Origin of the sequence: Gemmatimonas aurantiaca T-27 (assembly GCF_000010305.1) — a bacterium.
In the GTDB taxonomy this organism is placed as follows: domain Bacteria; phylum Gemmatimonadota; class Gemmatimonadetes; order Gemmatimonadales; family Gemmatimonadaceae; genus Gemmatimonas; species Gemmatimonas aurantiaca.
The window spans coordinates 2,173,619-2,188,864 of sequence record NC_012489.1 but is presented as its reverse complement, the minus strand read 5'-3'; the positions used below and the strand labels follow the sequence as shown (position 1 = coordinate 2,188,864).

At 64.9% G+C, this 15,246-nt stretch carries 11 protein-coding genes and 1 tRNA gene; 11 read left to right on the top strand and 1 reads right to left on the bottom strand.

The genetic code is table 11. The features are described from left to right. Position 1: 1 nt before the first annotated feature. From xseA to recN, 6 genes are all read left to right on the top strand, one after another. The gene (gene xseA, locus GAU_RS09595) at positions 2 to 1,249 is read left to right on the top strand and encodes an exodeoxyribonuclease VII large subunit (protein ID WP_052574340.1); all 1,248 of its coding nucleotides are present in this window, start codon (positions 2 to 4) and stop codon (positions 1,247 to 1,249) included. Then, on the top strand, positions 1,246 to 1,470 hold the full coding sequence (xseB, locus tag GAU_RS09590) for an exodeoxyribonuclease VII small subunit (protein ID WP_156798975.1): 225 nt from the start codon (positions 1,246 to 1,248) through the stop codon (positions 1,468 to 1,470). Before xseA ends, xseB begins: the two co-directional genes overlap by 4 nt. After that, complete coding sequence (locus tag GAU_RS09585) at positions 1,463 to 2,386, top strand: polyprenyl synthetase family protein (RefSeq protein ID WP_012683356.1); 924 nt, start codon at positions 1,463 to 1,465, stop codon at positions 2,384 to 2,386. Before xseB ends, GAU_RS09585 begins: the two co-directional genes overlap by 8 nt. Before the next feature lie 75 nt (positions 2,387 to 2,461). Continuing rightward, entirely contained in the window at positions 2,462 to 4,354 is a 1,893-nt protein-coding gene (gene dxs / locus GAU_RS09580; RefSeq protein WP_012683355.1) for a 1-deoxy-D-xylulose-5-phosphate synthase, read from the top strand. Continuing rightward, positions 4,354 to 5,223: an NAD(+)/NADH kinase gene (locus GAU_RS09575; protein ID WP_012683354.1), complete on the top strand. Its 870-nt coding sequence runs from the start codon at positions 4,354 to 4,356 to the stop codon at positions 5,221 to 5,223. Before dxs ends, GAU_RS09575 begins: the two co-directional genes overlap by 1 nt. Before the next feature lie 84 nt (positions 5,224 to 5,307). Beyond that, complete coding sequence (gene recN, locus GAU_RS09570; RefSeq protein ID WP_012683353.1) at positions 5,308 to 7,077, top strand: DNA repair protein RecN; 1,770 nt, start codon at positions 5,308 to 5,310, stop codon at positions 7,075 to 7,077. On the opposite strand, the gene GAU_RS09565 is transcribed toward recN, so the two are convergent. Further along, positions 7,053 to 8,696, bottom strand: coding sequence for a hypothetical protein (locus tag GAU_RS09565; RefSeq protein ID WP_169307649.1), 1,644 nt, complete (start codon positions 8,694 to 8,696; stop codon positions 7,053 to 7,055). The genes recN and GAU_RS09565 overlap by 25 nt on opposite strands. A 176-nt stretch (positions 8,697 to 8,872) precedes the next feature. Here GAU_RS09565 and GAU_RS09560 point away from each other — a divergent pair, with 176 nt between their 5' ends. From GAU_RS09560 to GAU_RS09540, 5 genes are all read left to right on the top strand, one after another. Next, the gene (locus GAU_RS09560) at positions 8,873 to 10,666 is read left to right on the top strand and encodes a hypothetical protein (RefSeq protein WP_012683351.1); all 1,794 of its coding nucleotides are present in this window, start codon (positions 8,873 to 8,875) and stop codon (positions 10,664 to 10,666) included. A 133-nt stretch (positions 10,667 to 10,799) separates the two neighbouring features. Next, positions 10,800 to 10,872 (top strand) — tRNA-Gly (locus GAU_RS09555). Between the two features lie 390 nt (positions 10,873 to 11,262). Further along, positions 11,263 to 11,985 carry an MHYT domain-containing protein gene (locus tag GAU_RS09550; protein WP_169307648.1) on the top strand — a complete coding sequence of 241 codons (723 nt, stop codon included), beginning with the start codon at positions 11,263 to 11,265 and terminating at the stop codon, positions 11,983 to 11,985. Next, positions 11,978 to 14,167, top strand: coding sequence for an ATP-binding protein (locus GAU_RS09545; RefSeq protein WP_169307647.1), 2,190 nt, complete (start codon positions 11,978 to 11,980; stop codon positions 14,165 to 14,167). The genes GAU_RS09550 and GAU_RS09545 overlap by 8 nt, the downstream gene beginning before the upstream one ends. Before the next feature lie 11 nt (positions 14,168 to 14,178). Next, positions 14,179 to 15,222 (top strand): response regulator, encoded by a 1,044-nt coding sequence (locus GAU_RS09540; protein WP_012683348.1) that lies wholly within the window; start codon positions 14,179 to 14,181, stop codon positions 15,220 to 15,222. Positions 15,223 to 15,246 lie beyond the last annotated feature (24 nt).

Here is a 15,246-nt window from a genome sequence, read left to right as displayed (position 1 = left end):
CATGGCCTCCCGTCGCACCAGCGGCGCCGGCTCGGAGTCCTTTGGCGATGGTGGCCGCGTGGCCGCCGCGCCGGGGAGTGAGCCGGATGCCGCGATCAGTGTGCACGACCTGACGAGTGCGGCCAAGGATCTCATCGAGGGTGCCTTCCCGCCGCTGTGGGTGCGTGGTGAAGTCACGAACTTCAAGGCGCATCGGAACGGGCATTGGTACTTCTCGCTGCGTGATGCGAACGCTCAGGTGAATTGTGTCATCTGGAGTTCGGCTACCCGTCGCATTCCCGCGCAGCCGGATGAGGGCATGCAGGTGCTGGCGCTGGGACAGATGACCGTCTGGCCCGTGCGCGGTGATCTGCAGTTCTCCGTGCGACAGTTGGAAGCGGAAGGTGATGGGCTGTGGCGCAAGGCGCTGGAGCAGTCGCGTCTGCGACTCGAGCGCGATGGTCTCCTGACGGCCGAGCGGAAGCGGCGCTTGCCGGCCTTTCCGCGGCGCATTGCCGTGATCACCAGCCCTGATGGCGCCGCACTGCGCGACGTCATCACGGTGAGCCGTGCCCGCAGTGCGGACGTGGAATTGGTCGTGGTGCCGGCCAAGGTCCAAGGCGAAGGCGCCGCCGATTCGCTCATCGACGCACTGGAACGCGTGGGCCGGTGGGGCGGCGCCGATCTGGTGATCATCGGCCGCGGCGGTGGCTCACGCGAAGATCTGTGGGCCTTCAACGACGAGCGGTTGGCCCGGGCGCTCGCCGCGTGTCCGGTGCCGACGATCTCAGCGGTGGGTCACGAAGTCGATATCTCCCTCTGCGATCTGGTCGCCGATGTGCGTGCGGCCACACCGTCTGCCGCCGCCGAAATTGCTGTGCCGTCGCGGCGCGAGTTGGCGGCGCGGGTCGATGCGCTGGGCAATCGCCTCGCATCGGCGGCGGTACGCCGTCAGGACCGCGCCGTGGCATCGCTGGTACAGGTCCGCAAACGCCTGGCCCTGACGGCCACCCGGCTGGTGGATCGTCGCCGAGGACGTATCGAAACGCTGGCCGGGCAGTTGGAGGCGCTGTCTCCCCTGGCCACCCTGGCCCGTGGCTTTGGCGTGGCACGTGGGCCCGATGGCGCTACCTTGAGTAGGCGGGCGCAGTTTGCCCCGGGCGCCAGTTTCGAGCTGTGGCTGCAGGATGGCATCGTGGAAGCCACGGCCGGGGCCAGCAAAGCGCTGCCCGATGAGCGGATGGAACGTACGAACAGGGAGTTGGCGTGACCTCGGAGATGACCTTTGAGCAGTCGTTGAATCGTCTCGAGGAGATCGTGCGTGACCTGGAGCGACAGGACATGCCGCTCGAACAGGCCTTGCGACTTTTCGAAGAGGGGATCGGTCACCTGCGCTCCGCCGGTTCGGCGCTGCAGGCGGTGGACGCTCAAGTGCAACAACTCGTGGAAGCGGCGGACGGGTCCTTTTCCGTAGAAGATTTCGGTGAATGAACTCGCTGCTGCGGGCAGCGGAGGTCCTGCTTCCACGGTTTCCTTCAGCGCGGAACGCGCGGCCATTCAGCACGCGCTCGACGGCGTGTGTCGTCGCTGGCTGAGTGCCCTCGCGCCCGCCACGGCGGAAGCCGTGCGCTACGCGCTGCTGGGTGAAGGCAAGCGCTTGCGAGCCATCCTGCTCATCGAAGCGTACCGGGCCTGCGGTGGCACGGGCGATGCGGCCGACCTCGCGGCGTCCATCGAAGTGGTGCATGCCTACTCCCTGGTGCACGACGACCTGCCGTGCATGGACGACGATGACATGCGGCGCGGTCGCCCGACGGTGCACAAGGTGCATGGCGTTGGTGTGGCAACGGCGGCCGGACTGGCCATGGTCCCGCTGGCGGCCCGGTCGGCGTGGCACGCCTCCAAAGCCCTGGGACTGTCGGACGTGGTCGCCGGTGACATCGTGCGGGAGCTCATGGAGGCGTCGGGCGGTGGCGGGATGATCGGGGGCCAGCTCCTCGACCTCGAAGCCGAAGGTGCCCCGCTCAGCCTGGAGTCCCTGGAGCGGGTCCATCGCCTCAAGACCGGTGCGCTGATCCGCGCCAGTGTCACCCTGGGGGCCCGTGCGGCCCTGGCACCCGAGGCGCGCCGTCACGCGCTCGATCGCTATGGTGCATCAATCGGGCTCGCGTTTCAAATTGCAGATGACGTTCTTGACGTCACGGCCACCACCGACGAGCTCGGGAAGACCGCCGGCCGCGACCTCGATCTCCAGAAGAGCACCTATCCGGCGCTTCTTGGGGTAGAGGGCGCTATCCAGCGAGCCGTGGCGTTGGTCGAGGACGGCTGTGCCGCGCTTCAGGCGGAAGGCTTGCTCACACCGCCGCTGGAACAGCTTGCCCGTTTCATCGTGGAGCGCCGGTCGTAACGGCGATCGACGACTCCACGTAGTCATACCTGGTGATCGTGTACCTGTGCACTTCACCACGCACCGTCCGCATCCATGTCGATTCTCGAATCCATCAACTCACCCGCCGACGTCCGCGCCCTTTCGCGCGACGAGCTCCGCACGCTCGCGCAGGACGTCCGCGACCGGCTGATCGACGTCTGCTCCCGTACCGGTGGGCACATCGGCGCCGGACTTGGCGTGGTCGAGCTGACGATCGCGTTGCACGCCGTGTTCGATACCCCCACCGATCAATTGGTGTGGGATGTCGGCCATCAGGCGTACCCGCACAAGCTGCTCACCGGCCGCAACAGCCGGATGGAAACGCTGCGGCAGGAAGACGGGCTCTCCGGTTTCCTCAAGCGCACCGAAAGTGAGTACGACACCTTTGGCGCCGGTCACGCTGCCACGGCCATCTCGGCGGCCCTCGGCATGGCCGCCGGACGTGATGTGCTGGGTGAGGCGTTCAAAGCCGTCGCGATCATCGGTGACGGATCACTGGGATCGGGCCTCGCGTACGAAGGACTGAACAACGCCGGTCATTCGGATCGGGACATCATCGTCGTGTTGAACGACAACGAGATGTCGATCGCGCCGAACGTGGGCGCGATGCACAAGTATCTCACGAGCATCCAGCGCAATCCGCTGTACAACCGCCTGCGTTCGCGCATCGGCGAATTGGTGGACAACGCCCCGGCACCGTTCACCGGTGTGAGCACGCTGGTGCGGAAGTGGGAAGAAAGCGTGAAGTCGTTCCTCACGCCCGGTGTGTTGTTCGAGGAGTTGGGCTTCCGTTATTTCGGTCCCATCGACGGGCACGATATCGACGCGCTGGTGGAGACCTTCAACGCCGTGCGCGACATGAACACCCCGCGTCTCGTGCATGTCATCACGCAGAAGGGACGTGGCTTTCCGGCCGGCGAACACGGTGAGAAGTGGCACGCCCTTCCACCGGGCCATGACCCGGCCACCGGCAAGCAGCTCAATGTCTCGGCGGGCAATCCGGCCTACACCGCGGTGTATGGAAAGGGCCTCACGGAGCTGGGTGCGGAGCGTCAGGACTTGGCGGTGATCACGGCCGCGATGCCGGGCGGCACGGGCACCACGGCGTTTGGCAAGGCGTATCCCAATCGGTTCTTCGACGTGGGCATCGCCGAAGGCCATGGCGTGACGTTCGCCTCCGGCTTGGCCACGCGCGGTGTGCGCCCCGTGGTGACGATCTACTCCACGTTCCTGCAGCGCGGGTACGACAACATCATTCACGATGCCGCGCTTCAGAAGTTGCCGGTCGTGTTTGCGATGGACCGTGCAGGATTGGTGGGCGAAGATGGTGAGACGCACATGGGTTTGTACGACATCGCCTACATGCTCTCCGTGCCCAACATGACCGTGACCGCACCGCGCAACGGCACCGAGATGCTCGGACTGCTGCGAGCGGGTGTGGAGCACCTCGACGGGCCGTTCTGCCTGCGCTATCCACGCGATGCGTCGCCCGATGTGCCACCGGCCATGTCCGAGATTCCGGCCACGCCGTACGGCACGTGGGAAGTGCTGCGTCGCGGCCGCGAGGTGGCCATACTGGCCGTGGGCACGATGGTCGATACCGCGCTCAAGGCGGCAGATGATCTCGCCGCCGAAGGGCTCGACGTGACGGTGGTGAACTGCCGCTATCTCAAGCCATACGATGCGGTGACGCTCAATGCCATTCTCAGCAACCATGGGCACGTCCTCATGGTGGAAGAAGGCACGGTGGTGAACGGCTTTGGGGCGTACATGAGCGCGATCATCCATCGTCTCGCGCCGGCGGTGCGCACTGCGGTGCATGGTGTGCCCGATCAGATCGTGTACGCAGCGCCGCGCAAGAAGCAGCTCGCCTCGCTCGGGCTCGATGCACCGGGTATCGCGGCCCGTGTGCGTGCGCTGCACGCCTCCGAGGCGATGGCCGACTGATGCGCGTCGGCGTCGTCGGTCATCGAGGCTACGTCGGATTGCCGGCGGTGCTGAACACGTTGCTCGACAGTGCGCCGGCGCTGAATTTCACGCTCGCCTTCGAGGAAGAGCTGTGGGATATGGCCGAGGAAGGCGAACGGCTCACGCAGGACACCCCCATCGACGCCATGATCACACTGGGCGGCGACGGGACCTTGTTGCGTGGCGCCCGGCTCGTGAACGGCCGCAAGATTCCCATTCTCGGTGTGAACTTCGGCCGGTTGGGGTTTCTCACGAGCTGTAGCGCCGACGAAATGGAAGACGGCGTGCAGCGCCTCGCACGCGGCGATTTTGTGTCCGAGCCGCGCATGGTGCTGGAGTCGTGCGCCATCGACGGTGATCGTTCCGAACGCTGCCGCTGGCGTGCGCTCAATGACGTCGTCATGCACAAAGGCGGGTTCGCGCGTCTGGTGAAGTTCTCGGTGTTGGTGGACGGAGAACACATCGGCTCGTACTCGGCCGATGGCCTCATCATCAGCACTCCCACGGGCTCCACGGGCTATTCGCTGTCGGCCGGCGGACCCATCGTGATGCCGACGTTCGAGAGTATCGTGCTCACCCCCGTGTCACCGCACACGCTGGCCATGCGCCCCCTGGTGCTGCCGGCCGATGTGGAAGTCACGGTGCGTGCAGATGATGGGCCGGAAGAACTTCTGGTAACGGTGGACGGGCAGGTTGGTACTACCTTCACGGGTGGTGAGACCCTGATCGTGCGTCGTGCACCGGAACCGGTGCATATCGTGCGGCTTCCGGGGGCCACGTTTTTCACCAGGCTCCGGCACAAGCTCGGATGGGGTGGTCTCTCCGGTCGGGACGGCGAAGCGACGTGACGGCACATCGGTGCCATCGCCTGGCGCCGCCTTCCGCGCCTCGTCGCTCACGATGGTCCGGCACGTTCACTTCGTTCCCTATTCATGCTCGTTGAACTGCGCATTCGGAACGTGGCGGTCATCGACACGGTGGTATTGCCGCTTGCCGCAGGCCTCAACGTGCTCACCGGTGAAACCGGCGCCGGCAAGTCGCTGATCATCGGCGCGCTGGGTATGCTGCTCGGCGAGCGGGCCACGAGCGATCGCATTCGTACCGGCGCAGACCGGGCCACAGTGGAAGGCGTGTTCGAGCTGCCACCATCGCACCCACTGTTCATGCTGCTCGACGAGCGCGGCATCGACGTCGGGGACGAACACACGCTCGTGCTCAAGCGTGAAGTGGGTGCCAACGGGCGCTCACGTGCGTGGATCAATGGCTCACCGGTGACAGCGGGCGCGCTGTCGGAGATCGGCTCTCAGTTGGTGAGCGTGCATGGGCAACATGAATCACGCGCCTTGGTCGACGCCGATCACCAGCGCGATCTGCTCGATGCGTACGTACAGGCCGGTGCCGTACGACGGGACGTGGCGACGGCCCATGAAGCACTCATGCGATTGCGCGTGCGGCAACACGAACTCACCACCCGACACCAGCAGGCCATCCGCCGCGCCGACTACCTGCGCTTTCTTCTGCAGGAGATCTCCGACGTGGATCCGCAGCCCGGTGAAGATGAATCACTGGATGCGGAGATTCGACGCCTGTCTCATGCCGAAGAACTGCAGGCGCTCACCGCACAGGCCGCAGCCGCGATTTCCGGTGACGAGCGTGCAGCGCTGACTCGGCTCACTGCGGTGCGGCGTACCCTGGGCAGCCTCACCCGCATCGACCCGGAACTCGAGCGCCTCTCGGCGGGCTTCGAAGGTGCCGTCGACGCACTCGAAGAACTTGCGCGCGAACTGGAAACCTACGCAGAAGGGCTGGAAGCGGACCCTTCTCGCCTGCGCACGCTGGAGCGCCGACGTGATGCCTTGCTCGGTGTGTTGCGTAAACATGGCCCCACACTCGCCGATGTGCATCGCACCGCCGACGAAGCGGCGCAAGAACTGGCGCTGATCGATGGGCACGAGGCGGAGCTGTCCGCGTTGCACACAGAACTTGGCAACGCCGAACTCGCGTTGAACGAGGCCGCACATCACCTGACGGCCATGCGACGCGCCGGTGCCGGAACACTGGCCACGGCCGTATCGGCGCTGTTCCCTGAACTCGGCATGATCGATGGCAAAATGGACGTGCAATGCACGCCGCTCGATGCCATCGGACCGCAGGGTGGCGAGAGTGTACAGTTTGCCGCCACGCTCAATGCCGGCATGGAAGTGCGCCCGCTCGGACGTATTGCGTCAGGCGGCGAGTTGTCGCGGGTGATGCTCGCGTTGAGCACCGTGCTGGCACGCCTCCAGCAGGTACCCACGCTGGTATTCGATGAAGTCGATGCCGGTGTGGGTGGTGCGGTCGCCTGGCAGGTCGGAGCCCTGATGAGCCGCGTGGCGGCACATCATCAGGTGCTCGCCATCTCTCATCTGGCGCAGATCGCTGCCCGCGCGCAGCACCATGTGGTAGTGCAAAAGGGAGCGGTGGGCACGGTGACCACTGCGGACACCCATGTCGCCACCGGCGACGCGCGTGTGATGGAGATCGCGCGCATGCTGGGCGGTGATGCCGATCGTGAGGTCAGCCGCGCGCATGCACGAGAACTGCTGGCGCGTGGTGATCAGGAACTCCAGAAAACAGAAGAGCCGACCAGAAAGGCCGGCTCCAAAGCACCAAAAACCGCTGCGTCACCCAATGGAGCTCAGCGCCGCGGAAAACCGGTGTAAACGCGCAGCTCCAATCGGTCGCTCACCACGGCGGGCACCACACCACCGGACGCCGAGATCGGCACGGTGTGTGTGTACATCACTTCGGCGGCAAACCGCGAGCGACGGCGCGCGTAGCTGGCCAGCGTGGAGAACGTGACACCAACAGCGGCAGCCTGCATCGTGCGCGACGGCACGGTCATCTCGGACATGAGCGGAACGCTCGAATTGAGATTCTCCGCATCATACTTGTCTTCGCCCCAGCGACGCATGATGTACGCACCGGACACGCCGAAGAAATCGCCAAACGAAAATCGCGGTGCGAGTTCGATGTCGGTGCGCATACCCAACGATCGCGCGGCGTCGTCCACTGTGACCGGTGCGGACAGGAAATCCGCCGTCGTGCGATAGGGCAGGACGACGGCGATACGGTCACCCAGTGGCTTGGCGGCGCGAATGGTCGCACTGAGCCACATCGTGCGGGACCACACCAGATCGGTGGTGCTGCGCAGCAACACAGCATTGGCACCTTCACCGATGGGGACATCGAACGCGTCTTCGGTGCGATCCGCACCAGCGGTGCCAAAGCGCCAGCCGCCGGTGAGCTGTGACCGCACGCCACGAGTGGCCGTCGTCAGGCGTTTGACCTGATCAGCGCCAAACGTGTCGTACAGCAGCACAGACGCCGTGAGGTCGATATCTCCGACACCCGCGCGGCGGGTGTTGCCCAGCCGTTGGTAGCCAACCCCGTAGCTGCTGTCGCTGGCGAGCAGCGGAATACCGCCCGGCCCCAGCACTGTCGTTGCCGCGGCGGGCGCGGACTGCTCGGGAATCGACGTGATGCCGTAACGCGCGAAGTCGGTGCGGAGCGTGCCGATGGTTTGTGCGACGCTGGTCTGAGCGCCCGATCCACTGATCGGGATGAACCGGGAACCCGAATTCGCCGCCGTACCGTACACCGCCGTCACGGCCGAGCCCACGGTCTGCGTGCGCGTCACCAGTGCCTGTGCCTCCGCCGGGTTCGCGCGGATGGCATCACATCCGGTGGCCATGGCATTGCCGCAGCGCGTGATCTCCGCACTCAGTTCCGAACGAGCCTGATTGAGATTGTTCACCACCCTGGCGTTGTCGGCTCCCGCTGATCCACTCTGATAGGTCGGATTCAGTCCCACGTTGGCCCCGCTGCCCACGCGATTGAGCAGCAACTGCGTCACATCGCGCGACTCGGCGTACGGCACCAACACGCGGAGTGACACCCGCCGCGTTACGCCATACTCGATACCCAGGGGGGCAATGCTCTGCCGGACTTCTCCAGCCGCCTCCAGCCGCCCGAGCGACATCAGATAGCTGCTCTGCCCAGTCAGTGTACGTAGCTGCACCTGCGTCTCCGCGAGTCGCGGCAGCAGGTTCACCCCAGCGTTTTCCAGGGAGAGCGCACCAAACAGCGGGCCGCGCTTCGAACCACCGCCCGAGGCATTGGGCGAGAACACCTGGTCATAGTCGTTCCACAGGCCGGCCAGGACATAGCGCATCCCACCGCGTGGCAACTGGAGCGCGTCGTCGCCAACACCAGAGACAGCCTGGGCCGTCAATGAGCGAGAGGGCGCGCACAGCGCGGCCCAGGTAAGCATTGCCGCCATCGCTGTGCGTGCACGCCTACGTGTACACACAGGCGCACGCATAAGCGGGGCAGGGTGCTGAGAGAGAGAAAGCCAAGGCACCGGTGCTAGATTAGCTGTGGGCGGAGAGGGCGTCAACGACGCCACATCGAGGGTATCACCTTGCCGTCTCACTGTTACTTCCTCGCGGGTGCGCCGTGCAAATCCCCTCCGTGCCGTGGCAACTGACCGGCAATCACTGGCTGACGATTCCGTGCATTCACCCCGCCGATGGCGCCATCCATGCGCTCGGGGTGCTGCACCGCGGAGCCCGTGCGGCCATTGAGGTCGCGGGAAGTGCGGACTTCGTCTCCGGACGCGATACCCCACTCCTCCGCCCAGTGTTACGGGTGAACGGCGAAGTGCGCACCTTGGCCGCCGAAGGGATCGCCTGGGAACGTGCGGTGGGATGGTTGCCCACCTTCACCTGCACCGTGGGCTCGCTGATCGTCCGGGGGACGATCTTTGCACCCTACGGTCGTGATGCCGATATCGCGGGTGCGGTGTACACCTTCACCGTCGAGAACCGCGGCACACAGGCGGTCACCGTCGAGCTGTCTCTCGAAGGGAGCCTGGGCCATCGTCAACAACGCGTACGCACACCACGCCCGTTCGATGATGCCCATGTCGTCAGCCGCGGCGGCGACGACACGATCCTGCTCGAGGGCTCTGCCATTCCGGGACTCGTCGCGATCGCGCTGGGCGCGGATGGCCCGGTGCACATCGAAGCCGACGAAGGGGCGTCCGCGGCGCCACGACATTTCAGCATGCGCCGGGAGTTCACGGTGGCACCGGCGGGCGCGGCGCAGGTCGCGTTCTACTTGGCCGTCGGACCGGAACGTGACGGCGCGCAGGCCACCGTGGCCGTGCTGCGCCGTCGTGGATGGCGTACGCTGCTTTCGGCCACACGCACCGCACTCACGTCGCTGGAACAGACCACGGGGAACGACGGGCTTGATCGTCTGATCAATCGCAACCTGTTGTTCGCCTATTTCTATTCGGTGGGACGTGGTCTCGACGACGCGCACTATTATCTCGTGCGCTCACGCACCCCCTGGCACGCGATGGGATGCACGGTCCGGGACTGGGAGGCTCTCATGTGGACGCTTCCCGCCGTGCAACTGGCCGACACGGGGCTTGCCCGTGAACTGCTGGTGCGCGCCTGTGAATTGCACGGGTATGCGCCGGGACAGGGGGTGCACTATTTCGACGGCACGCTCTTCCAGCCCGGGTTCACGCTCGAAGGCCCCGCCGCGTTTGCGATTGCGACCGATCGGTATATTCGCGACACGGAAGACGATCAGATCGTCGAAGATCCCGTGGTCGCCGATACCCTGTACCTGGCTTCGGACGACATCATTGCCCGACGTGACGAGCGGGTGCCGCTGTTCAGCACCGAGGTGACCCCATCGGGAGCACCCGCCGCGTACCCTTTCACGCTGCACGGCAACGCGGCCGTGGCCATGGCACTCGATGTCTTCCGCCGCACGCTGGACGAAGAGGCCGCCGCCGCCGTGGAAGATCCGGAAGCGGTACGGGGCGCCATTCGGCGACATTTTGCCGTCGATCGCGCGGAAAAGGCCCGACTGGCCACCGCGGTCGATCTGGCCGGTGGCGCCTCCCTCGAAGACGACCCCGTCGGCTCGTTGCTCTGGCTCCCGCTGTATGAAGCCATCGACCGCGAAGACTCGCTGTATCGCCGCACCGTACGGTCAGTCGGCAAGTCGGAGGGGACGGAGGCGCCCCTCGTTCCGCAGCTTGCCCGGCTGCTCGGTCCCGAGGCGCAGGACGTCATTGGCTGGTTGCGGCGCGCGGCGCTCGACAACGGCCTCGCGGCGCAGTTCGTGGACGGGGAAGGACGGGCGACCCGGAACGGCGGCGACGCGGCGCTGGCCGGACTGCTGGCCTATACGGTCTGGTACGCCGCTCATGCCCTGGGAATTCGGGGATAGGTTCCGGTCTACTGCGGGTCCGCACCGGGTCCACACCGGGTCCACCGCGGGTACACTGCCGGCCAACGTTCGGGCGGCTTGTCGGCAGGCCAGCGCGTCGCTACAATCTGAGAACGGCGCCGCTGGCGCCTTTGCGGGAATAGCTCAGTTGGTAGAGCACAACCTTGCCAAGGTTGGGGTCGCGGGTTCGAGTCCCGTTTCCCGCTCTGTAGCTTCGGGATGATACGTAAAATCAGATGCATCAAAGGGGCCTGCGGGCCCCTTTGACGTTTCTGACCTTTCGTCCCTGTGCAGCGATTGTAGGCCCAAAGGATTATTCGTTCAAAATGCATGTAGGCCAAAGGGCCAACTCCCTGTGGCTATTGAGCATACGGGCCCTGTGTCTTCGTGACCTTGGTAGGGGGGAATTCGCCTTTCATGTGAAGACAACCCATGCTCTGCGCAGGACTATGGCGAGCGATGGCGGTTGTCCGGCAGTGCAGATCACTGCCGACTCAAAGGCAAGACGTCAGCCAAGAATGGGTGCATTGCACCACTTCTTCGTAAACTCAGCAGACACCGTACCGTTTCTCGAGGGGCGACACTCCGCGCTCCTCGTGCTGCTTTCCATCGGGATTTCCGTGTTCTCGGCCAGCATGGCGCTCGCGTCGGCGCATGTCGCGCGCCGTGCGGAGACCGCGCTTTCCCGGCATGTCGCTATCGCGTCAGGCGCCGCGGCACTCGGCGGCGGCATCTGCGCCACGCACTTCATCGGCATGCTGGCCTTCAAGCTGCCGACGCACGTCAGCTATGAACTGTGGTTGACCACCGCGTCCATACTGCCCGCTCTCGGGGCGTCATGGCTGGCGCTACGCATTCTGGCGCGGGCCCACGTGACCTTCCGGCAACTGCTGCTGAGTGGTGCGCTGACCGGTGCAGGCATCGGCACGATGCACTATGCGGGCATGGCCGCCATGGATACGCCGGTGCTGGTGCGGTATGAGCCGACTATGTTTCTGCTGTCCATCGCGGTCGCTGTCGGATTGTCCATGCTGGCGTTGTGGATTCGATACGGTTTGCGCAATACGCGCCTGTCGAACCGCCATGGTTTCTACATCAGCGGCGCCGTGATGGGCTTCGCCATTGCCGGCATGCACTACACCGGCATGGCGGCCGTGCGTCTGACGGGTGTGGCCACCACCCCCACCGTGCAATTGCCGATCGATGCGCCCGTGGCGTCGATCCTGCTGGCCACCCTCACCATCACGCTCACGCTGCTGGTGTATGCATCGAATCACCTCATTCGCGCGCGCGCTGTATCGACGCGCCGAGATGAGTGAATCCCGACTGCGCGCGACGCTCGATACGGCGGTGGATGGCATCGTCACGACCGACGCGATCGGCACGATTGTCGGGTTCAACCCTGCGGCGGAGCGACTGTTCGGTTGGGACAGCGCGGAGATCACGGGGCGGAACATCAAGGAAGTGATGCCGTCGCGCGATCAGATCATGCAGTTGCGTGAACAGCAACACGGGTTGATTGCACGGGCACAGGAATACGTGGGTTCGAGTAGCGAGATTCTCGGGCGTCGCCGTGATGGCAGCCTGGTGCCGCTCCGGCTCGCCTTGGGACGCATGCAGTTGCACGACGAAATGCTGTACGTCGGATTCGTGAGTGACATTTCCGAACGGCGGGCCATGGAGTCGTCCCTCCGGGAAGCCGCCGCGCAGGCCGAACGGGCCGCCGCCGCGAAGAGCACGTTCCTGGCCAACATGAGCCACGAAATTCGCACGCCGATGAATGCCATCATCGGCTTCACCGAACTGCTCCTGCAAAGCGACCTCACCACGACCCAGCGCAATCACCTCAGCACCGTTCGGCAATCGTCGCGCTCCCTGCTTGGTCTGATCAATGACATTCTCGACACCACTCGCCTCGAGAAGGGCGGCATGGTGTTGGAAATGATCGACTTTTCGCTGAAAGGCATCTCGATGCAGATCGAGTCGTCGCTTCGGTTGAGCGCTCAGGCGCGCGGATTGTCGTTGACGACGTCCTATCCGGCCAACCTCCCGGAGTACTTCCTCGGTGATCCTCTGCGCATCCTGCAGGTCCTGACGAATCTGGTGGGCAACGCCATCAAGTTCACCGAACGCGGTGGTGTAGAGCTTTCGTTCAGCTCCGAAGATGAACAGGTCATCATCATGGTCCGCGACACCGGAATCGGCATGACGCAGGAGCAGGTGGCCAGCATCTTCACGCCGTTCACACAGGCAGATGCGTCCATCAGTCGGCGATTCGGCGGCACCGGGCTGGGCACGACGATCTCCCGGCAATTGGTCGAGCTGATGGACGGCCAGATCGAAGTGGAGAGTGCGCTGGGGCAGGGCAGTTGTTTCCGTGTGCGCCTGCCGTTGGCGCCGGGCAAGTGTCCCACCGGACGCGAGAACGTTGCGCCGAATCGTGTTCTGCCGCCGCTCCGCATTCTCGTGGCCGACGACGTGGCGCAAAATGTCGAACTGCTGTCGCTCATCCTGACGGAAGGTGGGCACACGCTCGAAACCGCCCGTGACGGTGCGGAAGCGGTGGCGCGTTTTCACGCCTCCCGTTTTGACGTCGTGCTGATGGACGTGCACATGCCCGGCACGGATGGCCTCGAAGCCACACGTCTCATTCGTCAGCATGAACGCACGACCGGCGCTCCGCAGACTCCGATCATCGCGCTCACAGCCAGTGTATTGGTCGAGGATCGCCGAGCGGCGCGCCAGGCCGGTATGAGCGGATTTGCCGTGAAGCCTCTGGAACTCGCCAATCTGCTCGACGAAATCGCCCGCGTGCTGGCGATTCCGGTGCAGGCACCGGATGCATTGCTGACGCCCGCGACACGATCGGCCGTTGGCGGTCATACCTCCCTCATCGACTGGACCAGCGGCGTGGCGGTGTGGGGAAACAAACAACGCCTGGCCAAATCGCTGGACCAGTTCCTCCGTACCACTGGCGCGCCAACGCAGTTGCCCGATGCGCAATCGGAGATGCCCACAGCCGACGCACTCGGCTTCCATCTTCACGCACTGCGTGGTGCCGCGGCCAACCTGGCGGTGCCCTCTGTGGCCTCACAGGCTGGTGAGATGGAGACCCGTCTTCGTCTGAATGCCGACGTCCTGCACACCGAACATTTCCGGCGCGATCTCGAAGCCCTGCGCAGCACGCTCAGCGCCGTCCGTGAGGAGCTGGATGCCAGTGGTCAGTTGGCATCAGATGCCGACACCCCCCCGACGTCGGAGAGCACACCGCCGCGTGAACTCGGAACGCACGTGTCGGCGCTGTCCGCGCTGCTGACCCGCAGCGAACTCGATGACGAATTGTTGGATGCGGTCTGTGGCGGATGGGAAGCTGGCGGTGACCGGCAGCGCGCTCAACGCCTGCGTCAGGCGGTCGATGCCTTCGATTTCGGAGCTGCAGTGGCCGTGCTGGATACCTGGACTGATGATGCCGCAGACGATGCGGCCGGCATGATCTTCTAGCAGCCGCGATCATGATCAGCACCAAGGACGCCCGTCCAACCCTGTTGCTCGTCGATGACGAGTCGACCAATCTCCAGGTCTTGCGGCATACGCTGCAGGATCAGTATCGCCTGTTGTTTGCCCGCGACGGACACAAGGCGCTCGAACTCGCGCGCACCGATCCACCGGACCTGGTGCTGATGGACATCATGATGCCAGGACTGTCCGGCTACGACGTCTGTCGCGCGCTCAAGCAGGATGCGTTCACCGAGCACATCCCCATCATCTTCGTGACAGCGCTGGCCGACGCCGCGAACGAACAATTGGGGCTGGATCTGGGTGCGGTCGACTACATCAGCAAGCCGTTCAATCCGCACATCGTGAAAGCCCGCGTACGCACGCACCTCTCGCTGGTGCAAGCGAACGAAGTGCGTCTGACGCGGTTGCAGATCGTGCAGTCTCTTGGCGCCGCCGGCGAATTCAAGGACAGCGAGACCGGGCTGCATGTGATCCGCATGAGCCACTACACCCGGGTGCTGGCCACGGCCGCAGGGTACGGCTCGCAGATGGCGGACGAGCTCTTTCATGCCGCGCCGATGCACGATATCGGCAAGATCGGTGTGCCGGATGCCATTCTCCAGAAGGCCGGCCCGCTCACCGATGAAGAGCGCCGCGTCATGCAGCAGCACACCGTGATCGGGTCGCGCATCATCGGCGAACACGCCACGGGACTACTGCGCATGGCGGCCACCATTGCGCGTAGCCATCACGAAAAGTGGGACGGTACCGGCTATCCGGACCGGCTGGCCGGCGAGGCCATTCCGCACATCGCCCGCGTGGTGGCCGTGGCGGATGTGTTTGACGCCCTGACCAGCGCCCGGCCGTACAAGGAGGCCTGGACCGTCGAGGCCGCGCTGCTGTTCATGCAGCAAGAGCGGGGCTCGCACTTCGATCCCGAGTTGGTGGACGCGTTCTGCCACTGTCTGCCCGAAATCTCTCAGATCCGCGCCTGCTGGGCCGACACGGAAGCGACGGCCGAGACGCTGGTGCCCGCAGACAGTTCCGCAGCGGCTTAGATTCGGCATTCGCGCGGCCAATGC

What these genes read in the sequence shown, in the direction of transcription:
- xseA (WP_052574340.1), top strand. Translation starts at nt 2, where the DNA reads ATGGCCTCCCGTCGCACCAGCGGCGCCGGCTCGGAGTCCTTTGGCGAT.
- dxs (WP_012683355.1), top strand. Translation starts at nt 2,462, where the DNA reads ATGTCGATTCTCGAATCCATCAACTCACCCGCCGACGTCCGCGCCCTT.
- GAU_RS09575 (WP_012683354.1), top strand. Translation starts at nt 4,354, where the DNA reads ATGCGCGTCGGCGTCGTCGGTCATCGAGGCTACGTCGGATTGCCGGCG.
- recN (WP_012683353.1), top strand. Translation starts at nt 5,308, where the DNA reads ATGCTCGTTGAACTGCGCATTCGGAACGTGGCGGTCATCGACACGGTG.
- GAU_RS09565 (WP_169307649.1), bottom strand. Translation starts at nt 8,696, where the DNA reads ATGGCGGCAATGCTTACCTGGGCCGCGCTGTGCGCGCCCTCTCGCTCA.
- GAU_RS09545 (WP_169307647.1), top strand. Translation starts at nt 11,978, where the DNA reads ATGAGTGAATCCCGACTGCGCGCGACGCTCGATACGGCGGTGGATGGC.
- GAU_RS09540 (WP_012683348.1), top strand. Translation starts at nt 14,179, where the DNA reads ATGATCAGCACCAAGGACGCCCGTCCAACCCTGTTGCTCGTCGATGAC.